Below are 24,054 nucleotides of genomic sequence, written 5' to 3'. Positions count from 1 at the left end.
CTGGTTCTGTGTTCCCTGTCCCTACCGTGCGGGGTAGTGACGCTCGCCGGCACCCGTGTAAAGCTGGCGCGGACGGCCAATCTTGGTCTGCGGATCCTGCATCATCTCGCGCCACTGGGCGATCCAGCCCGGAAGGCGCCCGATGGCAAACAGCACGGTGAACATCTTTTCCGGGAAACCCATGGCCTTGTAGATCAGGCCGGTGTAGAAGTCTACGTTCGGGTAGAGCTTCCGCTCGATGAAGTAGTCATCGGCGAGGGCCTTCTCCTCGAGGCGCATGGCGATCTCGAGAAGTTCATCGTTGCCGCCCAGCTTGCTCAGGATCTCGTGGGCGGTAGCCTTCACGATCTTCGCGCGCGGGTCATAGTTCTTGTAGACGCGGTGCCCGAAGCCCATGAGCTTCACGCCGTCTTCCTTGTTCTTGACCCTCTCCATGAAGTCCTCGGGCTGCATGCCCGTCGCCTGGATCTGCCGCAGCATGTTCAGCACTGCCTCGTTGGCGCCGCCGTGGAGCGGTCCGAAGAGTGCGTTGATGCCGGCCGAGATCGACGCGAACATGTTCGCGTTGGAACTGCCCACCAGCCGGACCGTGGAGGTGGAACAGTTCTGCTCGTGGTCCGCGTGGAGGATCAGCAGCAGGTCAAGGGCCTTGACCATGGTGGGATCCAGGTCATAGGGCTCGGCCGGGAGGCCGAAGGACAGGCGCATGAAGTTCTCCACGAGGTTCATGGAGTTGTCCGGGTACAGCATCGGCTGGCCGATCGACTTCTTGTGTGCGTAGGCGGCGATGACGGGAAGCTTGGCCATCAGCCGGAAGGTGGACAGCTCCACCTGCTCGTCGTCGAACGGGTCCAGCGAGTCCTGGTAGAACGTTGACAGTGCGGAGACCGCGGACGAGAGCACCGGCATGGGGTGCGCGTCCCGCGGGAAGCCGCCGAAGAAGCCCTTGAGCTCCTCGTGCAGCAGGGTGTGGCGGCGGATGCGCTGGTCGAAGGCGTCCAGTTCCGTGGGCGTGGGCAGTTCGCCGTAGATCAGCAGGTAGGAAACTTCGAGGAAGCTTGAGTGCTGCGCGAGCTGGTCGATCGGGTAGCCGCGGTAGCGCAGGATCCCCTCGTCGCCGTCGATGTAGGTGATCGCTGAGGTGGTGGCCGCGGTGTTCATGAAACCGGGGTCGAAGGTAACGGCACCTGTCTGCTTCAGAAGCTTCGAGACATCGTATCCATGGTTGCCCTCTGCCGCTTGGATCAGCGGGAGGCTCAGGCTTCCTCCGTCATACTGGAGTGAGGCGCCGTTGTGCTCAGTCATTGACTCTCCTTGTGGAGCTTATGGAAAAGCATGCGTGATTGGCTGGATCAGCGTAGTCAGCTAAAACGCTACCGGCACAGACGCCTTCAGCACTAATTGATAGGCCCGTTGTTGTGCAATAGCAACACGATCTCAGCCCATGAGCCGGGCAGCCGCCGCAGCAACCCGCTCGTCGGAACCGGTCAGCGCGACCCGGACAAAACCGTTCCCGGCGTCACCGTAGAAGGTGCCCGGACCGACGATGATCCCGAGCTCAGCAAAGCGCTTCACGGTGAGCCAGGTGTCTTCCCCCGCGCTCGCCCACAGGTAGAGGCCTGCATCCGAAGAGTGAATGGTCAGACCGAACGCTTCGAGTGCAGGGATCAGCTGATCCCGCCGCGCCCGGTAGAAATTCTTCTGGGCGGCGACATGCGCATCGTCAGCGAGTGCCGCCCGCATAGCTTCCTGAACCGGGAACGGGACAATCATCCCAGCATGTTTGCGGGAGTTGATGAGGTTCGGCAGCACAGCGCTGTCCCCGGCCACGAACGCCGCGCGGTACCCGGCCAGGTTTGACTGCTTGCTCAGCGAGTAGACGGACAGCAGCAGATCGGCCGAGCCTCCGCTGACCCGCTCATCGAGGATGCTGGGAACAGCCTGTCCGCCGCGGTCAGGATCCCAGGCCCCCCACCCCAGCTCGGCGTAGCACTCATCGGAGGCGACCATGGCACCCAGTGCACGGGCGTCGTCGACAATGGCCTTCAGCGCCGCCACATCCTGGACCGCGCCGGTGGGGTTGGACGGCGAATTGACCCACACCAGGCGCACCCGCGCGCGCGTCGCGGAGTCCAGCTCCGCGAGCGAATCCGCTGCGACCGGTGTTGCCCCGGCAAAGTGAGCCCCCATGTCATAGGTGGGGTAGGCGACTGTTGGACGGACGACGACGTCGCCCGCTCCCAGCCCGAGGAGGGTCGGCAGCCACGCCACGAGCTCTTTTGAGCCGACGGTCGGCAGGATGTCTGCGGGATCCAGTGTGACGGAACGACGACGGCGGTACCAGCCGCTGATCGCTTCCCTCAGTTCCGGCGTGCCGTGGGTGGTGGGATACCCCGGCGCGTTGGACGCGTCGCGGAGAGCGCGCTGCACGAGCTCCGGCGTGGGGTCCACCGGAGTGCCGATCGACAGGTTGACGGCGCCGCCGGGATGCTGCTGCGCCTCCTGGACGTAGGGCGCCATGGCGTCCCACGGATAGTCCGGAAGATTGAGCCCGAAGGCCCGGTTCTGTGTCACGCTGCTGTCACACCTGTTGGTTCTGCGGCGGCAGCGCAGCGATCAACGGGTGGTCCTTGCCCGTGTTTCCGAGCTTCGCGGCTCCGCCCGGCGACCCAAGGTCATCGAAGAACTCGACATTGGCCTTGTAGTAGTCGGCCCACTCCTCAGGAGTGTCGTCCTCGTAGTAGATTGCCTCGACCGGGCAGACCGGCTCGCAGGCTCCACAGTCCACGCACTCATCCGGGTGGATGTACAGCGAGCGTTCACCTTCATAGATGCAGTCGACCGGGCATTCCTCAATGCAGGCCTTGTCTTTCACATCCACGCACGGCTGTGCGATTACGTAGGTCACGTCCCACGCCTTCCCTCGGATTCTGGTGCCGTTCCCGGCATTACGTCGCCGTTCCAGCTTAACGCAACGGGAGTTCGGAACTGCATCAGCGGGGCCCCTCCGTAATATGACAGGCTTGGCGCATGACCCGACCGCCCGCGGAACTGCTCGCCTCCCTGCCGCTGGGCACAAGGGTGGTGGTCCGGTACCGCATCGAGGGCGGACTCACCGACGCCCTCGGGAACCTGACGGCGCGGGACTCTGCATCCTGCACCATCGAGGGCAGGCAGGGTGACGTGGTTGTTCCACTGTCCGCGGTGACGGCAGCAAAACCCGTTCCGCCGCCGCCCCCACGGCGCCGTCCCCGGGCAAATCCCGATCGGTGACCGACCGCCGCCCTACGCGATTGACTAAGTTCAATCAGTGCGCCCTGCTGACGTATGCTTTTGATTATGGAAACAGACGAGGACGTCCAGGCACGCGGGAGGGCACTGAGCGCCCCCGTCCGGCTCAGGATCCTCCGGCTCTGCCTGCACAAGGCACGGACCAACAAGGAAATCGCCGAGGTGCTGGATCTGAACCCCGCCACGGCGCTGCACCATGTGCGAACCCTGCTGGCAACGGGGTTCCTGCGTGCCGAAGAGCCGCGCACGGGCAACCGCGGAGCAAAGGAAATCCCGTACCGGGCAACCGGCCTGTCCTGGGGCAGCCGGATGCCGAACGCCGCTCCGGTGCTGGTGGAGACCTTCCTGCAGGAGATCGAGGGGTTGAGCCCGTCGGAGATCGACGTCTGGCGTCTCGGCGTGCGTCTCAATGATGCCAACAGGGCTGAGATGATGGGCAAGATCCGCGCTGTCTTCGAAGAATATGCCCGGCACGGCTCGGACGAGGACGGGACGGCGACGTCCATCATGCTGGCCCACCACCTGGACCGCACCGCTGACTGAACCGGCTGCCGGCCGGCTGGAATTCAGCGTCTCCGCGGGGGCCGCAACGCCCACCAGGAGACCGCAACCGCGCTGACCGTCCCGACGGCCAACCCCACTACCCACACATAGCCGGCCACGCCGACCGGCGGCACCGCACCGTCCAACTCCACGCCCGCCGCGATGACGCCGCCGGCGGAGAACGACGCCGTCAGGCCCACCAGTACATACGCCACTACCCCGGTCAACGCCGCGAGCGGCACGCTGCGTGCCGCCACCGCCACGAACACCGCAATGCAGGTCGCCAGCAGCACGGCACCGATCGCGCCCGCAGGGACCCCAATACCGGCCAGGTACCAGATGTGGGCGTGGAGAGCGGTGCCCAGACCAGCCGCCAGTATTCCACCGAGCACCGCGGCAAGCCGGCCGGGCCATCTGCTGGAAACGGAAGAAGGAACGACGACGCCGGCGTTGCTGCCGTCGTCGTCGTTCCTCTGCTTCCGGATCTCCACGGATCTGCCGGGAACCGGGCCCTGCCGCCTTAGGCGCGGGCGCGTGAACGCGCGGCGCGCATGCGCTCGTTGGCGTCCAGGATGACCTTGCGGATACGGATTGATTCGGGCGTGACCTCGACGCACTCGTCCTCGCGGGCAAACTCGAGGGATTCCTCGAGCGTGAGCTTGCGCGGAGGGGTGAGGTTCTCGAAGCTGTCCGAGGAAGCCGCACGCATGTTGGTGAGCTTCTTTTCCTTGGTGATGTTGACGTCCATGTCGTCCGCCCGCGAGTTCTCGCCGACGATCATGCCTTCATATACCTCGGAGGTGGGCTCTACGAAGAACGAGCCGCGCTCCTGCAGGTTGATCATGGCGAACGGGGTGACCACGCCGGACCGGTCGGCGATCATCGACCCGTTGGTCCGGTATTCGATGTCGCCGGCCCAAGGCTCGTAGCCCTCGGAGTAGGAGGACGCGATGCCGGCGCCGCGGGTGTCGGTCAGGAAGCGGGTACGGAAGCCGATGAGGCCGCGGGCCGGGACAATGAACTCCATCCGGACCCAGCCGGTGCCGTGGTTGGCCATGTTGGTCATGCGGCCCTTGCGTGCGGCCATCAGCTGGGTAACGCCGCCGAGGTATTCCTCGGGAACGTCGATGGTCATGTGTTCCATCGGCTCGTGGACCTTGCCGTCAACGGTCCGCGTGACCACCTGGGGCTTGCCCACGGTCAGTTCGAATCCTTCACGGCGCATCTGCTCCACGAGGATGGCCAGTGCCAGCTCGCCGCGGCCCTGAACCTCCCAGGCATCGGGGCGGGCGGTGGGAAGCACCCGCAGCGACACGTTACCGATGAGCTCCTTGTCGAGGCGGTCCTTCACCTGACGTGCGGTGACCTTTGCTCCCTTGACCTTTCCGGCCAGGGGTGAGGTGTTGATGCCGATGGTGACCGAGATGGCGGGGTCATCGACGGTGATCAGCGGGAGCGGCTGCGGGTTGTCGACATCGGTGAGCGTCTCGCCGATGGTGATGTCCTCGATGCCGGCTACGGCAACGATCTCACCGGGGCCCGCAGACTCTGCCGGCACCCGGTCCAGCGCCTTGGTGGCGAGCAGTTCAGTGATCTTGACGGTCTTGAGCTCACCGTTCTGGCGCGCCCAGGCTACGTGCTGGCCCTTGCGGAGTGTTCCGTTGAAGATGCGCAGCAGTGCCAGGCGCCCGAGGAAGGGCGAGGCGTCAAGGTTGGTGACGTGTGCCTGGAGAACGCCGTTGGGATCGTAGCTCGGCGCCGGGATGTGCTCGATGATGGTCTTGAAGAGCGGCTCAAGGTTGTCATTGTCCGGCGCAGAGCCGTCCGCGGGCTGGTCGAGGGACGCCGCACCCACACGGGCGGCGGCGTACACCACGGGAACGTTGAGGACGGAGTCGAGGTCCAGGTCGGGAACCTCATCCGACAGGTCCGAGGCCAGGCCGAGGAGCAGGTCCATCGACTCGGAGACAACCTCGTCGATGCGCGAGTCCGGACGGTCGGTCTTGTTGACCAGCAGCACAACCGGCAGCTTCGCGGCAAGGGCCTTGCGCAGCACAAAACGCGTCTGCGGGAGAGGACCTTCCGAAGCATCCACCAGCAGCACCACGCCGTCCACCATGGACAGGCCGCGCTCCACCTCGCCGCCGAAGTCGGCGTGGCCCGGGGTGTCGATCACGTTGATGGTGATGCGCTCGCCCTTGGCCGAGGGTCCCTCGTAGAACACCGTGGTGTTCTTGGCGAGGATGGTGATGCCCTTCTCCCGCTCCAGATCACCGGAGTCCATGACCCTGTCAGCAACCTCGCCGTGGCTGGCAAAGGAGTTGGTCTGCCGCAGCATCGCGTCGACGAGCGTCGTCTTGCCATGGTCGACGTGCGCCACGATGGCAACGTTGCGGAGGTCACTGCGGATTGCAGTGTTGCTCGTGGAAACAGACATGCGGGAGAACTCGATTCTTAGGGGAAACACGTGAGTGTCAGGAAAAATGGAAGCGGGCAGCACAGCGCGCACTATGACCAGTCTAAGCTCTCCGCAAAAGATGGCCTAACGGGACCGTTGATCCCGGGCGGGTGAACCCCTCGAACCCCGGTCAGGAACCCCTGGAAAGCAAGGACCGCGCGCTTCCGACGTAGACCCTTTAATACGGCACGACGGCGATAGGAAGTCGTTAAAAGGAAACGACGGCGATGCCCGCCGGCGTGGTGATCGCCGGGGCATCGCCGTCGTTCTGTGAGTGGGACTACTCCGCCGCGGCGAGCAGGCGCGCCCGGAGTTCCCGCCGTTCCCGCTGCTTTTCCGGATCCGGCAGCGGCACGGCCGCGAGCAGCCGCTGGGTATAGGGGTCCTGCGGGTTTCGCAGGATCTGGTCCCGGGTGCCCTGTTCGACGATCCTGCCGCGGCGCATCACGCAGATGTGGTCGGCGAGGACGTCAACCACCGCGAGGTCGTGGGTCACGAACAGGCACGCGAATCCCATTTCCTGCTGCAGGTTCTGGAACAGCTCCAGGACCTTGGCCTGCACCGAAACGTCCAGGGCAGACGTCGGCTCGTCGGCGACCATGAGTTTGGGTTTCAGCGACAGGGCGCGGGCAATGCCGACGCGCTGCTTCTGACCTCCGGAGAGTTCATGCGGATAGCGGTTGCGGTAGGAGCGCGGCAGTTCCACCTGGTCGAGCAGCGTCTCGATCCGCTTCTGGAGCTGACCGCCCTTCGCAACTCCGGCGAGGTACATCGGTTCGCCGATGCTTTCACCGATGGGCAACCGCGGGTTCAGCGACGAGGACGGGTCCTGGAAGACCATCCCCACGTTGCGCCGTACCGCTCCCAGTTCACGCGAGGTGGGCTTGAAGCCGGAGATGTCCGTGCCGACCACCCGCAGTGACCCTTCCGCCACCGGAAGCAGCCCGACGGCCGCCCGGCCGATGGTGGTCTTGCCGGAACCGGACTCGCCTACCAGGCCCATGACCTCGCCCGGACGAATGCTCAGTGTCGCCTTCTCCACTGCACGGAATGCCGGAACCCTGCCCTGCTTCGGATACTCGATGGCTACATCCACCAGTTCGAGGACCGCCTCGCCCCGGCTCTCACGTTCGGCCTGAATCTCCTCTTCCAGACCGGCAAGCACGGCGCGTTCCCGCCGCTCGAGCTCCACCGCGTCCACCCCCGCAAGCTCCGATTTGGTAGCGGCCGCCAGCGCTGCCGTGATGTCGACGTCGTCGCCCCTGCCCTCGGAGCCCTGGCCCAGATGCGGCACGGCGGCCAGCAGGTCCTGGGTGTAAGGGTGCTCCGGGCGGCTGAAGATTTTCTCAGCTGTGCCGGTTTCGACGATGATGCCCTTCCGCATGACCGCGATCCGGTCCGCAAGGTCGGCAACCACGCCCATGTCATGGGTGATCAGCACAATGGCGCTGTCCAGCTTGTTGCGGAGGTTGCGCATCAGGTCGAGGATTTCGGCCTGGACCGTCACGTCGAGCGCCGTCGTTGGCTCGTCAGCGATCAGGAGTTTGGGGTCACAGGAGAGCGACTGGGCGATCATGGCACGCTGCCGCTGCCCCCCGGAAAGCTGGTGCGGATAGGAACGGAAGGCCTTTTCCGGGTCTGGAAGCTCCACCATTTCCAGAAGCCGGATTGCACGCTCACGCGCCTCGTCCGGAGAGATCGCGTTATGCAGCCGGAGAGTCTCCACAATCTGGAAGCCGACCGTATAAACGGGGTTGAGTGCCGTCATCGGTTCCTGGAAGATCACGGCGACGTCATTGCCGCGGACCTCACGCAGCCTGCCGGGCGACAGGTTGAGGATGGACTTCCCATTGAGGATCACCTCTCCGGTGACCCGGCTGTTGCTGGGCAGCAGACCGAGAAGGGCCATCGAGCTGGCGCTCTTCCCGGAACCGGACTCTCCCACGATGGCCAGCACCTCGCCCGCGTTGACGTGGTAGTTCAGGTCGATGGCAGCGGGAACCCACTCCTTCTCCACACCGAAGTCCACGCTGAGGTTTCGAACCTCGAGCACCGGTCCGCGGGCCGCTCCCCTGGGTTCGTCGCTCCTGTTGCCGTCAATAATGTCGTGGGTCATAGTGCTGTCCTTCCACTGTCTGACCGTGCGCCGGCGGCAGCTGTACGGGCTGTTTGCCCGCTGATTACTGCGCCGGGCCCAAATGTTGGAAATATGGGGGTATGAATACGCCTAGCGGACCCGACCAGTTCACCGTTTTCCGTCCCCGAAGCGGTCGCTGGATCCTGGGGGTTGCCGCGGCGATCGTGGTGGTGGGACTGGTGGCATCCGTGGTCACGTCCGGGCCGCAGGCCCTGGCCACCGCTGCTCCCCTGCTCGCCGTGGCTGCGATTGCCTGGTGGCTGTTCTGGTACCCGGCGGTTGTCGTCGGCCCGGTGGGAGTGGAGCTTCGCAATCCTGTACTCACCATCGATGTTCCCTGGGGCGGTCTGATCCAGGTGGATACGAAGTACGCGCTGAAGCTGGTCACCCCCGGCGGCAGCTACACCGCGTGGGCCGCGCCTGCCCCCGGTGTCCGCGGCACCCATGCCGGCAAGCCGGAGAACATGCAGAACCTGCCGGGCACCAGTTATGGTGCGGGCGGCAGCGTTCGTCCGGGCGACTTGAGCAACACCGATTCCGGGCTCGCAGCCCTGCTGGTCCGGTCCGAATGGGAACGCCGGATCGACAACGGTCTGATCGACGTCGACGCCACGGATTCCGTGCGCGTTGAACGCAGGATCAATTGGCGGCCGCTTGGCGTGGTTGCCGGCCTGCTCCTGCTGAGCGTGCTCACTTTCGCCCTGCAGTAACCGGCCGGCGCCGCGGATGCCTCCGCTGCCGGTCAGCCCCGGGGCGGTGCTGCCGGTCAGCATCCGGGCGGTGCGGCCGGTCAGCGTCGGGGCGGTGCTGCCGGTCATCAGGCCGGCTTCCTCGGCTCGGCGGCCTTCTTGGCGTTGAACTTCTTCTGTCGAGGATCAAATGCATCACGCAGTCCGTCGCCGATGAAGTTGATCGACAGGCAGATGATCACAATGAAGAGGCCGGGCCACCAGAACAGCCAGGGACGCGTGCTGAACGCAGCCTGGTTGGCGCTGATGAGGCTGCCCAGCGAAATGTCCGGCGCCCGGACGCCGAGACCCAGGAAGGACAGCGCCGTCTCCAGGAGAATTGCGGACGCCATGACCAGCGTGGTGTTGACGATGATGACACCCACGGCGTTCGGCACGATGTGCTTGAAGATGATCCGTGTGTTCGAGGCGCCGGCGATGCGCGCCGCATCGACGAACTCCCGCTCCCGGAGGCTGAGGAATTCACCGCGGACGAGGCGTGCAAGCCCTGTCCAGATGATGAATCCGACGAATACACCCAGGAGGATGACGCCTGCGCTGCCGCCGAAGATTGCGCCGAAGAAGGTTCCCGGCCCGGAGATGGAGTTGCCGAAAGTACCAAGGACAGCGGCAATGATGACCAGGGGAATGATGATGATGACGTCGGTGAGACGCATCAGCACGGCCTCGACCCAGCCGCGGAAGTACCCGGACACGCCGCCGATCACCACGCCGATGATGCCGCCGACGAGGCCGATGAGGAACATCACGATCAGGGAGAGCTGTGCGCCCCGCATGGTCATGGCAAAAAGGTCACGTCCCACCCGGTCCTGTCCGAAGGGGTGATCCCCGAAGTCGAACGGCAGCTTCCAGGTGGGCGCGCCGGTGGGGTTCGCCAGCGGAGGTGTCTCGATGTAGTTCCATTTCCACCAGCCGGGGATGCCTGCGTAGCCGACGGAAGTGAAGGCGAGAATGACCACGCCGAAGAAGATCACCAGGCTGGCCACGGCGGCGGTGTGTCCGAAGAACCGCTTGCGGACGATCTGGCCCTGGCTGAGGCCTCTGGAATCCTCAGGTTTGGTCTGCGTTGTTTCCTGTGCTGTAGTGCTCATGCTTTCACCCTTACGCGCGGGTCAAGAACGGAGTAGACGAGATCGGCCACCAGGTTGAAAACCAGGGCCACGATTCCGGTAATCAGGAAGACGCCCATGACCGGGTTGAGATCCTGCCTCTGCAGCGCCTGGACAAACAGTTGTCCCATGCCGCTGAACGCGAAGACCTGCTCGGTGATGATTGCGCCGCCAATCAGTGCACCGATATCGAAGGCAACGAGAGTGGCCAGGGGAATCAGTGCGTTGCGGAAGGCATGGCGCATCACCACGGTGCGTTCCCCGAGGCCCTTTGCCCGGGCGGTGCGGATGTAGTCCTGGTTCATGATTTCAAGCATCGAGGCGCGCGAGTAGCGGCTGTAGCCGGCCAGCGAGATCAGCATCAGCGCAATCGTGGGGAGCAGCAGGTGCGTATAGGTGTCGAGGCCGCGAACCCAGAAATCTCCGCTCAGGTTTGGAGTGGATGCTCCGATGGTAGCGATGGGCCGTCCGTTGACCCGGTTGTTGTTGAAGTATGCCGGCCAGGCCTGCATGAAGCGGTCCAGCAGAATCAGGAAACCCATCAGGAAGGCGGTGAGACCGGCAGCGTTCATGTTCTGGCGCTTGTCGTAGCCCCCCATGAAGTAGCCGACCGCCAGCCCGATGAGGACGGTGGCAATTCCCAGCAGGACCACCATCAGCAGGGTGGCGCGATCCAGCAGCGGTTGGACCGCGAAATAGGCGATCATGCCGATACCGACGACGGCCAGTGCGCTGTAGAGCGCCTTGCGGTTCTTCAGGCCGGCTGTGAGGAGGGTGACGCCGTACGCGATGCCCACTGAGAGCAGGGCAACCACGATCGGTCCGAACCCGGGGGTCAGGAACCACCCGGTGAAGTCGAGGAACCAGGTTAGAGCGAAGGCAAAGGCGAACCCGATCGCTGCCCACATGAGCCGGTGCTTGAGCGCTCCCGCGGTGCTCAGGTAGAAGAGGAAAGCGCTGAGCAGCCCGCACGTCATCATGGTGAAGAAGCTGATATTTGGATCGCTGAGGAAGTTGTTGAAGCCGATTGCGCCGAACTCCTTGAGGAGCACCGCAACCCAGAAGACCGGGAGGGAGAAGAACAGGAAGGCCATGAACGTCACCCCGTAGTCAAGACCGCTGTACTGGCGAAGTGCGGTCACAATGCCGAGGGTGATGCCGATGACAATCGCGAGGATGGTGGCGGCTGTGACAAGCATGATGGTCTGCCCCATTGCACGGCCGAGCAGCTGTGTCACTTCGATGCCGGTCACGCTGTTGCCGAGGTCGCAGGTGAGTGCGAACGGAACGACACAGCGGATGGCGCCGGAGAGCCAGGAGAAGTACCGCAGGATGGGCGGGACGTCGAGGTCGAGTAGATCGATGCGCTGCTGGATGAGCTGCTCTCGATTGGGTGCGTTGCTTTGGCGCAGATCCGCGAGTGGATCTCCTGAATATGCAGTCAGGATGTACACGAGGAACGAAGCGCCAAAAAGAATGAGTACGGCGGCGATCAGCCGCCTGACAATGTACGTCAACATAGTCTTTTTGGCCTCAGGGGTTTAGGAAGCGGGTTGTGCCCGACATGTCGGATTGAGTGTAATCCACGTTACGTTTCGTCAGAATTTGGTAATTGCCAATCACTGTGCAGGTGCCGTAAGCGCCCGAAAGCGCTGGGGCCAATGGTGCGGCCCCAGCGCTTTCGATCAGCTAGTGAAGGTGGGCAGTGCGGAAGCTATCAGGCTACCGACCACTCCCAGAAGTTCCACCAGATTCCTACAAGGCCAGGGTTGAACGTCAGTCCCTGTACTGCCTCATCAGCTGCGTTGATGCCGATGGACTGGAAGAACGGCAGGCCGTAGCCGGTCTCGAAGAGACGTGTGTCAACCGTGACCATCAGCTCCTGCTGTGCAGCGGGATCGGTGGTGATGATCAGCTCATCCATGGCGGCCTGAGCTTCTTCGTCGCAGAATCCGTTGAAGTTCGACGCCGATCCACAGCCGTACAGCTGCGGCACACCGCTCACACCAACGCCCGGGCTGACCCAGCCGAAGATCGTGGCGTCGTAGGTTCCGCCGCCGAGCGCGGATCCCCACTCGTTGCCGGGCAGACCGCCGTCGACGATCTTGAAGCCCGCCTGTGTGGCGCTCTCTGCGATCAGCGTGTAGGCGTCAACGCGGTTGGGGTTGTCCGCGTTGTACATGATGCGGACCTCAGGGGTTTCCCCGGCGAGCAGCTCCTTGGCCTTCTCGATGTCGGGCTCGGCGAATTCCCCAGAGCCGTTGGACTCTATGGCGGCGTCGTAACCTTCGGTTCCGATGTCGAAGATCTGGGAGTTGCGGGGCTCCGCTTCCGGATCGAGCGGACCGATGACGGACTCGACGATGGAATCGCGCGGGATGGTGTACATGAATGCACGCCGCACGTCCTCGTCTTCGAAGACACCGGAGTAGTTCAGGTCGATGTGGTCGAAGGAAAGTTCCTCGCCCTCGAGGATCTGGACTCCATCGATTGCCTCAAGCGATGCCAGCGTGTCAGCGGAGGCCTGAGGCTGAATGATGTCAACCTCGCCGTTCTGCAGTGCCTGGACCTGTGCGTTGGCGTCGCCGATGTACCGGATGGTGATTTCATCCAGCGCCGGCTCCGGGCCCCAGGCGTAGTCCTCGTTGCGGACAAGCGTCATGGACTGGTCGGGGACCATGTCCTGAACGATGTAGGGCCCGCTGGAGAGGTACAGCGCGGGGTCGGATGGGAGCGTGGTGGAATCGAATGCCGTGTTCCAGTACTCAGCTACTGCCTGAAGTTCCGGCCGGTCCTCAGGGCTCTCCGGATTTCCTTCCGGAGCGGTCTGGATCAGTTCGACAAGCGCGTCCTCATCCGCCAGTCCGCCACCGGTTGCGACGACGTGCGCCGGCGTGTCAAGAATGTCGAAGGCGATCTCGAAGTCCGCGTAGGGCTCCGAGTACTCCAGCGTCATTGTGCGGCCGTCTTCGCTGACTTCCGGCAGGGAGGTCAGTCCAAGACCACTGGTGTCTCCGGCGTAGGCAAAGTAGGTGGTGCCCGTCTCCGCTTCGGAATCTTCATCATCGAAGTGTCCCGACTGGATAGCCCAGGAGAGGAGGAGGTCACCGGCGTCGATGGGCTCGCCATCAGACCAGGCCACGCCCTCGTTGACCGTGTAGGCGACTGTCAGCGGATCCTCGGAAGTCACCTCATAGGTGCCGAATTCTTCGTTGCGGACGACCTCAAGCGCGTCGTCCACATAGTAGAAGCTGCCCTTGGTCAGATAGCTGACCTTGCCATTGATGTCGACATTGCCGGTGGCACTGTCGGAGTTGAACGAAGTGAATGGGTTGACCTCGGCTACGGTTACCGCACCGCCCGATGCCTCGCCTTCGCCCCCTGTGCCGGGATCTTCGCCGCCGCCGCTTTCAGCGCAGGCAGTCAGTGCAAGTGCAGCGATGGCAGCTACACCTACGGCTTTGGAAGTACGTCCGAAACGCATTCCGCCTCCTTGTTTCTGTTGTGGAAGATGTCCTTCATGGTTTTACAAAGGACTGACACGCACTCTGATGTTCAAAGTGGCGTGCCTCACATGCAGAAAGCTTAGGTGTTATTTGTTACCGGTAGGTATCAAAAAGGAAGCGTGGTGAAGTTGTTACCGAGATGCAACCAAAATTTCCCATCCGGCACAGGAAGCGACGACTTCCCCATGAACCACGACGCGCCGGCCCACTCAGGCGGGTCTAGACGTTGAAGCGGAACTCCACTACGTCGCCGTCCGCCATGACGTATTCCTTGCCTTCGATGCGGACCTTGCCGCGGGACTTCGCTTCAGCCATCGATCCGGCAGCCACCAGGTCCTCGAAGGACACAACTTCCGCCTTGATGAAGCCGCGTTGGAAGTCCGAATGGATCACTCCGGCAGCCTCAGGAGCGGTTGCGCCCTTGCGGATGGTCCAGGCCCGGGCCTCCTTCGGCCCTGCAGTCAGGTACGTCTGCAAGCCCAGCGTGTGGAAACCGACGCGGGCAAGCTGGTCAAGGCCGGATTCATCCTGGCCGTTCATCTCCAGCATCTCCCGCGCTTCCTCGGGGTCCAGCTCCACGAGGTCGGCTTCCAGTTTGGCGTCGAGGAAGATGCAGTCTGCCGGCTCCACGAGAGCCCGCAGTTCCTGCTGGCGCTCAGGATTGCCGAGCACCGAGTCATCGGCGTTGAAGACGTAGATGAAGGGCTTGGCGGTAAGCAGGCTGAGCTCCCGCAGGTGCTCCATCTCCAACTTGTCGCTCGCGACCGAGGAGAAGATCGTGTCACCTCGTTCGAGAACCGACTGTGCAGCCTGCATGGAGGAGAGCTGCGCGGCTTCGCGCTTCTTGATCTTCACTTCCTTCTCCACTCGCGGGATGGCCTTCTCCAGCGTCTGCAGATCGGCCAGGATCAACTCGGTGTTGATCGTCTCCATATCGGACACGGGATTCACTGCACCGTCAACGTGCACAACATCCGGGTCATCGAAGACACGCACCACCTGGGCGATCGCTTCAGCTTCGCGGATGTTCGCCAGGAACTGGTTGCCAAGCCCCTCGCCCTCGGAGGCCCCCTTCACGATGCCCGCGATGTCGACGAAGGACACCGTGGCGGGCAGTACCCGCTGCGAGCTGAACACTTCAGCCAACTTCCCGAGACGCGGGTCCGGCAGATTCACAACACCGATGTTGGGCTCGATCGTGGCGAACGGGTAGTTCGCTGCCAGGACAGTGTTCCTGGTGAGAGCGTTGAAGAGGGTTGATTTGCCGACGTTGGGCAGTCCGACGATGCCAATAGTAAGAGCCACGGGAAAACAGTCTACCGTTGCAGGCTCCTGACCGGGGCGCGCGCAGGCGGTAGGCCGTTGTTCGGCGGAATTGTCAGTGCCGCCTGCCATGGTTGATTCATGGACGGATACACACTTCTCCTTTTGGTACTCACCGCGGTCCTGGCCCTGATCACCGGCGCGGGCATCGCGGTCATGCGCCTCCGCCCGGTTCTCGCCGGGCTGCGGAATGAAGTGGACGACGCCGGAACCCGGCTGGGTGCGGCCGTGTCCGCCCGTGCCGCAGCAGAAGCGGAGAACCGGCTGCTGCACGCGCAGAACCGGCAACTGCTCGAACAATCGGGGCAGGACCAGTCGGTCCTTCGCGCCATCGCACCGCTTGCCGACAAGCTCGGGCAGGTCCAGGCGCATGTCGGGCAGCTCGAGCGGGAGCGCGCGCACCAGTTCGGGCAGCTGGCCCAGCAACTCCATGAGGCTCAGCTCTCGGACTCGAAGCTGCTGTCCACGACGCATTCCCTGGCTTCTGCCCTGCGCAGCACCACAGCACGCGGGCAATGGGGTGAGGTGCAGCTCAGGCGGATCGTCGAAGCCGCGGGCATGCTCCCCCGCGTGGACTTCGTCGAACAGGCCACCCTCACCATCGCCTCCCGCGAAGGCACAAACACCGCACGCCCGGACATGGTGATCCAGCTGCCCGGCAACAAGCAGATCGTCGTCGATTCGAAGGTCCCACTCGACGCCTATCTGGAAGCACAGGCCGTTCCGGCCCGGGAGGACCAGGAAGGCGGCGCGGAGGAAGCGCGCCGCCGGGAGCTTCTGGCGCAGCACGTCAAGGCTGTCCGTGCGCATGTGGACGCGCTGGCACGGAAGAAGTACTGGGAAGGCGCGGACAATTCGCCGGACCTGGTGGTGTGTTTCCTCCCGCTGGAGTCGGTGTTGTCCAGTGCGCTCCAGACGGATCCCGCGCTACTCGATTACGCATTCACCCGGAATGTGGTGCTCGCCTCCCCGGTGTCGCTGCTTGCAATCCTCAAGGGTGTCGCGTTCAGCTGGCGTCAGGACGTCCTGACGGAAAACGCCAAGGAGCTTTATGACCTGTCCCGGGAACTCTACGAGCGCCTGGGCACCATGGGCTCGCATATCACCCGACTGGGCAGTTCGCTCAAGAGTTCGGTGGAGAAGTACAACTCCTTCGTGGGGACTTTGGAGTCCCGGGTGCTTCCCACCGCCCGGCGGATCAACGCGTTCGAGGGCGCCGGGAATGATTCCGATCTGGCAACCGGCGCGGTGGAAGCGACGCCCCGCCTGTTGAGCGCTCCGGAACTGATAGACAGCGGCGAAACCACCGAACCTCGAACGGAACAGGTCAATCGATCGGCATAGGGAGCCGCTCCCCGGAGGCGGTGCCGCGTCCGATGCCGGCATCGGAAGGTGGGCGTCAGGCAGGCGACGTCAGGAGGTAGGCCGCTGGCCGCGTCCGCCGAGCCCGCTCGATGGATCTCCCATGGCCTTCAGCGCAGCACGGATCTCCTTGGGCAGCGAGAAGATGATGTCTTCCTCGGCTGTGACGACTTCCTCCACGTCGGCGTATCCGTACTCCGCCAGCAGGCGAAGGACATCCTGCACCAGGTTTTCCGGCACCGAGGCGCCGGAAGTGACGCCGACGGTTGACACTCCTTCGAACCAGGACTCATCCACCTCATTGGCAAAATCCACCCGGTGGGACGCCTTTGCACCGTATTCCAGCGCCACCTCGACCAGGCGCACCGAGTTGGACGAGTTTGCAGAACCCACCACAATCACGAGGTCGGCATCCGGTGCAATCTTCTTGATCGCAGCCTGCCGGTTGGACGTGGCATAACAGATATCGTCGCTCGGAGGATCCTGCAGCGTCGGGAATCGTTCCTTCAGAAGGGCAACGGTCTCCATGGTCTCGTCCACGCTGAGGGTGGTCTGCGAAAGCCAGATCACCCTGTCAGGATCGCGGACAGTCACAGAGTCCACATCCTCGGGACCGTTGACAATCTGGATGTGGTCAGGCGCCTCGCCTGCTGTCCCCTCGACTTCTTCATGTCCGTCGTGGCCGATCAGCAGAATATCGAAATCATCCCTCGCGAAGCGCACAGCTTCGCGGTGGACCTTTGTTACCAGCGGGCAGGTCGCGTCAATGGTGCGCAGGTTGCGTTCCTCGGCGGAACGGATTACTGCCGGCGAGACACCGTGCGCGGAAAACACCACAAGCGCACCCACGGGCACTTCGTCATTCTCTTCGACGAAGATCGCCCCCTTTCCCTCCAGGGTGGAGACCACATGAAGGTTATGAACAATCTGCTTCCGCACATAGACGGGCGGGCCATAGTGGGCCAGGGCCTTCTCAACAGCGATGACGGCGCGGTCGACTCCTGCGCAGTATCCGCGAGGCGCTGCCAGCAGCACTCTGCGCGGCCCCTCGACCGGCGCAGCGGCGTGCACCTCGTCCGGCGAACGGCGCTTTCGGGGCACTGTGGGCATGGCTACCGAAACAGCTGTAGAGGACATATCTCCATGCTAACGGGCCGGGTAGACGGTCCCGTCCCCCTGCACGGGCCTGTCCGCTGAGAGCCAACCGTCCGCTGGGAGTTCCGGCGGTAAGAGACCCGAAGGAAGCCGCTCTGGTCCTGCACATCGCCCGCTCCGGTGCCACCGATGTCAGGGGCACCTGATAAACATTAACCATGCGGGTCCGCGCCCGCACTCCGACCGGAGCGGGAACATCAGAAGTAGCGGACAGAAATTCATTGCAGGTTGTATTGGGAGGATGCTCATGGACCAGGACGGCGCGCCGCTGGGCACCGTGGTGGCAGCTGATCCGGCCGTTCCTGCGGATCCTTCCACCCTTCCGGAGACCGCGGCGGAAACCTCCGCTGAGCGCCCCTGGCCGCTCCATGTCCTGTCGGAAAAGTTGAAAGCCCACATCGAGCGGGCTCCGGCTGCCTGGGTGGAAGGGCAGGTGATTGAGCTCAACAAACGCGGATCAATGTGCTTCGTCACCCTGCGGGATGTCGATGCCGAGATCTCCCTCTCGCTCACCGTCTGGGGAACAGTCATGGATCGGCTGGCCGTCCCCCTGGAGCGTGGCTCACGGGTAGTGGCACGGCTCAAGGCGGACTTCTGGGTCAAAACGGGACGCGTCTCAATGCAGGCGTGGGATATCCGGCCGGTGGGTCTCGGGGACCTGCTCGCGAGAATCGAACGCCTCCGCCAGGCCCTCACGGCTGAGGGGCTCTTCGCCGCTTCCCGCAAGCGCCCGCTTCCTGCCCTTCCACACCGGATCGGCCTCATCACCGGCCGTGATTCGGACGCTGAAAAAGACGTCCTCCGAAACGCGCGCCTCCGGTGGCCGGCCGTGGAGTTCGAGGTGCGCCAGGTCGCCGTCCAGGGCGTGAATGCCGTTTCACAGATACGGTCCGCGCTGGTGGAACTGGACCGGATGCCGGAAGTCGACGTGATCATCATTGCCCGCGGCGGCGGGTCCCTTGAGGACCTCCTCGCGTTCAGCAGTGAGGACCTCGTACGCGCAGTGTCCGCGGCCGCCACCCCCGTGGTGAGTGCTATCGGCCACGAAGCAGACCATCCGTTGCTCGACGACGTGGCGGACCTGCGGGCGTCCACCCCCACGGACGCAGCAAAGCGGGTGGTTCCCGACGTCAGCGAGGAACTGCAGCGGATCCGTCAGGCGCGTGCACAGATCTCCCGCAGCGTGGACCAACTGATGTCCCGGGAAACAGAGCGCCTGGCGCACTTGCGGTCCCGTCCTGTTCTGGCCCAGCCGGCCGGAATGGTGAGCGTCCGTGAGGAGGACCTTGTGCGGCTCCGCAACCGGAGCACCATGGCGATCGAGAGCGCCGTGGCGCGCGAGGCAGACCGCGTCAGCCACCTTCGCGCTCATGTGCGGTCGCTCTCCCCCCAAAGCACCCTCGACCGGGGATATGCGGTGGTCCAGAACGAAAACCTCGAGGTTGTGAGAACCCCTGACCAGGCACCGCCGGAGACACTGCTCTCCATCAGGGTGTCGGGAGGAAAAATCTCAGCCCGCTCCCTGCCCGGCATCGAACCATCTTCCAGTAAGGACCAGCTATGACCAGTCAGCCCGCCCCCGCCCCCGCACCCGGAGACGTATCCGGACTCAGCTACGAGGAAGCCCGCGAGCAACTGGTGAAGGTGGTCAGCCAGCTTGAGGCAGGCGGAGTGAGCCTTGAGCAGTCGCTTGCGCTCTGGGAACGCGGCGAAGCCCTGGCGGACCATTGCGAACAGTGGCTTGAGGGCGCCAGGAAACGCCTCGCCGCGGCGCGCTCACACACCGACGCGCAGGATGCGCCCCAGGGCTAGCATCAGCTGGCGGCGAGCCTCTCCTTCTCTGCCTCGACGTCGAAGTCCGCTTTGGGCCAGCTCAGCTGCATCGCCGCGAGTGCGTCCGTCAGGAGCTGCTGGACCGCAATCCGGGCGTACCACTTACGGTCCGCCGGAACCACAAACCATGGGGCGTCCGGAGTGCTCGTCCGCTCGATGGCGATCTGGTAAGCCTGCTGGTACTCGTCCCATAGGGCTCGCTCGGCCAGATCCCCGGGGTTGTACTTCCAGTGTTTGTCCTTGCGTTCCAGCCGTTCGGTCAGACGGTCCTTCTGCTCTTCCTTGCTCAGGTGCAGCATGACCTTGACTACCCGTGTCCCGGCACCTGCGAGCCCCGCCTCAAACTCCCGGATTGCACCGTACCGTTCTTCAATCACTTCCGGTTCGGTAAGCTTGCGCACCCGGTGAATGAGCACGTCCTCATAGTGCGACCGGTCAAAAACGCCGATCATCCCCGGCCCGGGAAGCTCCCGGCGGACGCGCCACAGGAAATCGTGCCGCTTCTCCTCCTCCGTGGGCGCCTTGAAGGCATGATGCTGCACGCCCTGCGGGTCCACCGCCCCCACCACGTGCCGCACAATGCCGCCCTTACCCGCGGTATCCATCGCCTGCAGAATCAGCAGGACGGAAATGTCGCTGCCAAACCGGCTCTCCGCGAAGAGCTTCTCCTGCAGCTCTGAAAGCACTTCCTTGCCCGCCGCGAGCCTGGCTTTCCCGGCCTCCTTCCCGCCCTCGAATCCCGGGGTGGACGACGGATCAATCTGCCGGAGGTCCACATCGGGGCCAGCGAGGAGGGACTGCGTAGGGGAAACACTGAAATCAGGAACAACGGGCATGAATCCTCCTCATTGAGGCGCGGGGCGTGGATCAGGGCTTGTAGGTGCTGAGGAACTCCGCCAGACGTCCGATGGCGTCTTCAATGTCCTTGACGTTCGGCAGCGTAACCATGCGGAAGTGGTCAGGGTTGACCCAGTTGAACGCGGTGCCGTGCGAGATCAGAATCTTCTGCTGCTTCAGCAGGTCCAGCGCAAACTGCTCATCATTCTTGATCGGATAGACCTCGGGGTCCAGCCGCGGGAACAGATACAGTGCGCCCTTTGCGAGTTCGCAGGACACCCCCGGAATGGCGTTCAACAGTTCATAGGCTTTGTCACGCTGCTCGCGGAGCCGACCGCCCGGAAGTATCAGGTCATTGATGCTCTGGTACCCACCGAGTGCAGTCTGGATGGCGTGCTGCGCCGGCACATTGGCGCACAACCGCATGTTCGCCAGGAGGTTGATGCCCTCGATGTAGTCCGCGGCGCGGTGCTTCGGCCCGGAGATGGCCATCCAGCCGCTGCGGAAGCCTGCGATGCGGTACGCCTTGGACAGACCGCTGAAGGTCAGGCAAAGCACATCGTCGCCGGTGACTGACGCAGCATTCACGTGGACGGCGTCGTCATACAGGATCTTCTCGTAGATCTCGTCAGCGAAAATGATCAGGTCATGGCGGCGGGCAAGGTCCACAATCTGCTGGATCACTGACCGTGGGTAAACCGCGCCCGTGGGGTTGTTCGGGTTGATCAGCACGATGCCCCGGGTCTGCGGGGTGATCTTCGACTCGAGGTCCTCGACGTCAGGCCACCAGGAATTGCTTTCGTCGCAGAGGTAATGGACGGCGGTTCCGCCTGCCAGGCTGACCGACGCAGTCCATAGCGGATAGTCAGGCGTGGGCACGAGGATTTCTTCACCGTTGTTGAGAAGCGCCTGCAGCGACAGGGTGATGAGCTCGCTGACCCCGTTGCCGAGGTAGACGTCATCAACATCGATGGTCTTGATGCCGCGGCTTTGGTAGTACTGCACCACTGCGGTTCTGGCAGAGAAAATTCCGCGGGAATCGCTGTACCCCTGTGCTTTGGGGAGGTGGCGGATCATGTCCACGAGGATCGCGTCCGGCGCCTCGAATCCGAACGGCGCGGGGTTGCCGATGTTCAGCTTGAGGATCCGGTGGCCCTCCGCCTCCATCCGCTTGGCGTGCTCAAGCAGCGGCCCCCGGATGTCGTAGAGGACGTTGTGCAGCTTGTCGGATTGCTTGATTTCGGCCATTAACAAAGAATGCCATAGCCCGGGCCCGCCCTTCCGCATTGTGATCAAGGCAACTGGGCGGACCCGGGTTGATGGAGGTGCTAGCCTGCCAGACCCTTCTCCTCCAGCCAGTCGGCAGCAGCATCCGCGGGATTACGCTTCTCGTCGCCGCTCACTTCACGGTTCAGGGCAATCAGGTCATCCGTGGTGAGCATGCTGGAGACCTCGTTGAGGACTGCCTGTGCATCCTCGCCGACGGTGTCAAGGTTCACGAGCGGGATGACCTGCTGGGCGATGAAGTTGTTGGCGGGGTCTTCAAGCACCACCAGATCGTTGTCGGCGATGGACGGCGTGGTGGTGTAGATGTCAGCAGCCTGAATGGTGTCATTCAGCAGGGCTTCGAGCGTCACGGCTCCACCGCCGTCGTTGATGGCTTCGAACGACTTCGGGACGCACCCGTAGTTTTCTTCGAGCCCGGGCAGCCCGTAGGCACGTTCCGTGAAGGTGCTCGGCGCACCGATGACCAGTTCGTCACAGACCTCGGCCATGTCCTCGATCGAGGTCAGGCCGTATTCCTCGGCCGTGGCGGCGGTGACCACCATGGCGTCCTTGTTCTCGGCTTCGGCCGGCTCAAGGATGCCCAGGTTCATGTCAGGGGTTTCCGCCTCCAGCGCCTCGGGCAGTGCCGTAACGATATCTTCCGCAGATTCCGCTGTGGCCGCGGAGTCGAGGAAGAGCAGCAGGTTTCCGCTGTAGTCGGGGATGACGTCTACGGACCCGTCAACGAGCGCCTGGAAGTAGATTTCACGCGATCCGATATTGAGCTGGGTGTCGGCTTCGATGCCCGCGGCGTTGAGTGCGCCGGCATAGATTTCCGCGAGGATCTGGCTCTCGGGGAAGTCCGCCGAACCAACGGTCACCGGCCCGCTTGTGCCCTCCGCTCCCTCACTTTCAGTTCCTCCCTGCGGATCCGAATTGACCCCGCAGGCTGTCATGGCAAGCGCCGCAGTCAATCCCGTCAGCCCGAGCAGGCCGCGCCGGAAGCTGCGCGTCGATGATGTGATCATGTTGTTCCTCCTTGTGAACTGGCATGGGCTTCCTGCCCACCGGTCTTTGATGGTTCCACCGGAGTGCGGGATGTCCGCAGGCCCGGTGACACAGCAAATCGTTGAAGCAGCGCCATCACGCCGTCGACGGCGATGGCGACGACGGCGATCACCACTGCGCCGCCGAAGAGGCGGCCGTTGTCCCGCAACTGGGTCCCTTCGATCAGGAACACTCCCAGGCCACCGAGGTTGATGAACGCGACGACGGCGGCCGTTGCAACCACCTGCAGCACGGCTGCCCGGAACCCGCCGAGAATCACCTGCAACCCGTTGGGCAACTCGACCCGGAACAGCACCTGGAGTTCACTCATCCCCATGCTGCGGGCGGCGTCCACCACCGCAGGATTCACCGACGAAATACCGGCGTAGACCCCTGCAAGGATGGGAGGCACCGCGAGGAGCACCAGCGCCCAGATCGGCGGCATCAGGCCGAGGCCGGCCAGCAGGACGAACAGGATGAGGACGCCGAGCGTGGGCAGCGCACGCAGGATGCCCACCCCGGAAACGATAAAGATCCGTCCCCTGCCCGTATGACCGACCAGCAGTCCGATGGGTACGGCGACGGCCGCGGCGATCAGGATGGTGAGCGCGGTGTAGCCGAGGTGCTCGACCACACGTATCGGGATTCCTTCCGGTCCGCTCCAGTTGGGACCGAAAGTCAGCCACTCGAACATCTGCACCAGGAGGTTGCTGCTGGAGTAATCCATGCTCAGGAGCCTCCTGTCTGTGCGGCAGGGCTGCCGGTGTCCTCAACCGTCAGCGGGACAACGCCCGGCACAACCGATCCGGCACGCATCCACGGCGTAAGCAGTCGTTCAAGCAGCACCAGCACCAGGTCCATCACAAGGGCCAGGATCAGCGTCACGACGATCCCGATGACGATCACGGTTGGGAAAGACCGGAACAGCCCGTCGGTGAACAGTGTCCCGAGGCTGGGAATGCCGATCAGCGCGCCGACGCTGACCAGCGAGATATTGGTGACGGAGATGACGCGCAGGCCGGCGAACAGGACGGGGACGGACAACGGAAGGTCAACGGTCAGGAACCGGCGCAAGGGAGTGAAGCCCATCGCCACAGCGGCTTGCCGCACGCCGTCGTCAATCGAGTTGAGGGCGTCGAGCGTGGAGCGGACCAGCAGCGCCACCGCGTAGATGGTCAGGGCAACAATGACGTTCGCCATGTCCAGGACCCTGGTGCCGAGGATCAGCGGAAGCAGAACGAACATTGCCAGGGACGGGACCGTGTAGAGCAGGGCGGAAATGGTGAGGATCACTCCCCCAAGCGGTTTGCTCAGCCGGGCGGCCTGAGCCACCGGCACAGCGATCGCCACACCGAATACGAGCGGAAGAACCGCCTGCACCAGGTGGTAGCCCGTCAGCTCGGCGATGTAGGAGAAGTTGTCGATGAACCACTGCACG

General features: G+C 63.6%; 22 protein-coding genes. 6 read left to right on the top strand and 16 right to left on the bottom strand.

Going from position 1 to position 24,054, the window contains the following annotated elements:
• Positions 1-21 precede the first annotated feature (21 nt).
• The 3 genes from X803_RS0116570 to fdxA form a co-directional block, all read right to left on the bottom strand.
• Positions 22-1,305: a citrate synthase gene (locus X803_RS0116570; protein ID WP_026546006.1), complete on the bottom strand. Its 1,284-nt coding sequence runs from the start codon at positions 1,303-1,305 to the stop codon at positions 22-24.
• A gap of 132 nt (positions 1,306-1,437) precedes the next feature.
• On the bottom strand, positions 1,438-2,574 hold the full coding sequence (dapC, locus tag X803_RS0116565) for a succinyldiaminopimelate transaminase (RefSeq protein ID WP_026546005.1): 1,137 nt from the start codon (positions 2,572-2,574) through the stop codon (positions 1,438-1,440).
• Between the two features lie 7 nt (positions 2,575-2,581).
• The gene (gene fdxA, locus X803_RS0116560) at positions 2,582-2,908 is read right to left on the bottom strand and encodes a ferredoxin (RefSeq protein WP_026546004.1); all 327 of its coding nucleotides are present in this window, start codon (positions 2,906-2,908) and stop codon (positions 2,582-2,584) included.
• Positions 2,909-3,030: 122 nt separating this feature from the next.
• On the opposite strand from fdxA, the gene X803_RS0116555 reads away from it, so the two are divergent.
• Together X803_RS0116555 and X803_RS0116550 are read left to right on the top strand one after the other, a co-directional pair.
• A complete protein-coding gene (locus tag X803_RS0116555) occupies positions 3,031-3,273 on the top strand; it encodes a putative acetyltransferase (RefSeq protein ID WP_026546003.1) in 243 nt (80 codons plus the stop codon).
• 66 nt (positions 3,274-3,339) lie between these two features.
• Positions 3,340-3,834, top strand: a complete 495-nt coding sequence (locus X803_RS0116550; RefSeq protein ID WP_026546002.1) for an ArsR/SmtB family transcription factor — start codon at positions 3,340-3,342, stop codon at positions 3,832-3,834.
• Positions 3,835-3,857: 23 nt separating this feature from the next.
• On the opposite strand, the gene X803_RS0116545 is transcribed toward X803_RS0116550, so the two are convergent.
• From X803_RS0116545 to X803_RS0116535, 3 genes are all read right to left on the bottom strand, one after another.
• Positions 3,858-4,325, bottom strand: coding sequence for a hypothetical protein (locus tag X803_RS0116545; protein WP_026546001.1), 468 nt, complete (start codon positions 4,323-4,325; stop codon positions 3,858-3,860).
• 29 nt (positions 4,326-4,354) lie between these two features.
• Positions 4,355-6,271 (bottom strand): translational GTPase TypA, encoded by a 1,917-nt coding sequence (typA, locus tag X803_RS0116540; protein WP_026546000.1) that lies wholly within the window; start codon positions 6,269-6,271, stop codon positions 4,355-4,357.
• A gap of 301 nt (positions 6,272-6,572) precedes the next feature.
• Positions 6,573-8,408: an ABC transporter ATP-binding protein gene (locus tag X803_RS0116535; RefSeq protein WP_026545999.1), complete on the bottom strand. Its 1,836-nt coding sequence runs from the start codon at positions 8,406-8,408 to the stop codon at positions 6,573-6,575.
• Positions 8,409-8,509: 101 nt separating this feature from the next.
• On the opposite strand from X803_RS0116535, the gene X803_RS0116530 reads away from it, so the two are divergent.
• A complete protein-coding gene (locus X803_RS0116530) occupies positions 8,510-9,139 on the top strand; it encodes a PH domain-containing protein (protein WP_026545998.1) in 630 nt (209 codons plus the stop codon).
• 107 nt (positions 9,140-9,246) lie between these two features.
• Here the strand turns inward: X803_RS0116530 and X803_RS0116525 are convergent, their stop codons facing one another.
• The 4 genes from X803_RS0116525 to ychF form a co-directional block, all read right to left on the bottom strand.
• A complete protein-coding gene (locus tag X803_RS0116525; RefSeq protein ID WP_026545997.1) occupies positions 9,247-10,269 on the bottom strand; it encodes an ABC transporter permease in 1,023 nt (340 codons plus the stop codon).
• The gene (locus X803_RS0116520; RefSeq protein ID WP_026545996.1) at positions 10,266-11,807 is read right to left on the bottom strand and encodes an ABC transporter permease; all 1,542 of its coding nucleotides are present in this window, start codon (positions 11,805-11,807) and stop codon (positions 10,266-10,268) included. The genes X803_RS0116525 and X803_RS0116520 overlap by 4 nt, the downstream gene beginning before the upstream one ends.
• A 197-nt stretch (positions 11,808-12,004) precedes the next feature.
• A complete protein-coding gene (locus X803_RS0116515; RefSeq protein ID WP_026545995.1) occupies positions 12,005-13,771 on the bottom strand; it encodes an ABC transporter family substrate-binding protein in 1,767 nt (588 codons plus the stop codon).
• Between the two features lie 241 nt (positions 13,772-14,012).
• Positions 14,013-15,098: a redox-regulated ATPase YchF gene (ychF, locus tag X803_RS0116510; protein WP_026545994.1), complete on the bottom strand. Its 1,086-nt coding sequence runs from the start codon at positions 15,096-15,098 to the stop codon at positions 14,013-14,015.
• A 99-nt stretch (positions 15,099-15,197) separates the two neighbouring features.
• Between ychF and X803_RS0116505 the strand changes: the two genes are divergently transcribed.
• Positions 15,198-16,460 (top strand): DNA recombination protein RmuC, encoded by a 1,263-nt coding sequence (locus tag X803_RS0116505; RefSeq protein ID WP_026545993.1) that lies wholly within the window; start codon positions 15,198-15,200, stop codon positions 16,458-16,460.
• Between the two features lie 69 nt (positions 16,461-16,529).
• Here the strand turns inward: X803_RS0116505 and X803_RS0116500 are convergent, their stop codons facing one another.
• Positions 16,530-17,615, bottom strand: coding sequence for a 4-hydroxy-3-methylbut-2-enyl diphosphate reductase (locus tag X803_RS0116500; protein ID WP_026545992.1), 1,086 nt, complete (start codon positions 17,613-17,615; stop codon positions 16,530-16,532).
• Between the two features lie 265 nt (positions 17,616-17,880).
• Here X803_RS0116500 and xseA point away from each other — a divergent pair, with 265 nt between their 5' ends.
• Both xseA and X803_RS0116490 read left to right on the top strand, forming a co-directional pair.
• The gene (xseA, locus tag X803_RS0116495) at positions 17,881-19,197 is read left to right on the top strand and encodes an exodeoxyribonuclease VII large subunit (RefSeq protein WP_051470861.1); all 1,317 of its coding nucleotides are present in this window, start codon (positions 17,881-17,883) and stop codon (positions 19,195-19,197) included.
• Positions 19,194-19,445: an exodeoxyribonuclease VII small subunit gene (locus X803_RS0116490; protein ID WP_026545990.1), complete on the top strand. Its 252-nt coding sequence runs from the start codon at positions 19,194-19,196 to the stop codon at positions 19,443-19,445. Before xseA ends, X803_RS0116490 begins: the two co-directional genes overlap by 4 nt.
• A gap of 2 nt (positions 19,446-19,447) precedes the next feature.
• On the opposite strand, the gene X803_RS0116485 is transcribed toward X803_RS0116490, so the two are convergent.
• The 5 genes from X803_RS0116485 to X803_RS20785 all read right to left on the bottom strand — a co-directional run bounded on the left by X803_RS0116485 (position 19,448) and on the right by X803_RS20785 (position 24,053).
• The gene (locus tag X803_RS0116485) at positions 19,448-20,302 is read right to left on the bottom strand and encodes a polyphosphate kinase 2 family protein (RefSeq protein WP_026545989.1); all 855 of its coding nucleotides are present in this window, start codon (positions 20,300-20,302) and stop codon (positions 19,448-19,450) included.
• A gap of 31 nt (positions 20,303-20,333) precedes the next feature.
• Positions 20,334-21,551: a pyridoxal phosphate-dependent aminotransferase gene (locus X803_RS0116480; RefSeq protein ID WP_026545988.1), complete on the bottom strand. Its 1,218-nt coding sequence runs from the start codon at positions 21,549-21,551 to the stop codon at positions 20,334-20,336.
• A gap of 80 nt (positions 21,552-21,631) precedes the next feature.
• Positions 21,632-22,597, bottom strand: coding sequence for an ABC transporter substrate-binding protein (locus X803_RS0116475; protein WP_026545987.1), 966 nt, complete (start codon positions 22,595-22,597; stop codon positions 21,632-21,634).
• Positions 22,594-23,343, bottom strand: a complete 750-nt coding sequence (locus X803_RS20790; RefSeq protein ID WP_051470852.1) for an ABC transporter permease — start codon at positions 23,341-23,343, stop codon at positions 22,594-22,596. Before X803_RS20790 ends, X803_RS0116475 begins: the two co-directional genes overlap by 4 nt.
• Before the next feature lie 2 nt (positions 23,344-23,345).
• On the bottom strand, positions 23,346-24,053 hold the full coding sequence (locus X803_RS20785; protein ID WP_051470851.1) for an ABC transporter permease: 708 nt from the start codon (positions 24,051-24,053) through the stop codon (positions 23,346-23,348).
• Position 24,054: the final 1 nt, after the last annotated feature.

The sequence above is a fragment of the Arthrobacter sp. 35/47 genome, from assembly GCF_000520475.1.
GTDB lineage: Bacteria > Actinomycetota > Actinomycetes > Actinomycetales > Micrococcaceae > Arthrobacter_D > Arthrobacter_D subterraneus.
Note: the sequence above shows the minus strand (reverse complement) of the source record. Positions and strands in the feature narration are given on the sequence as shown.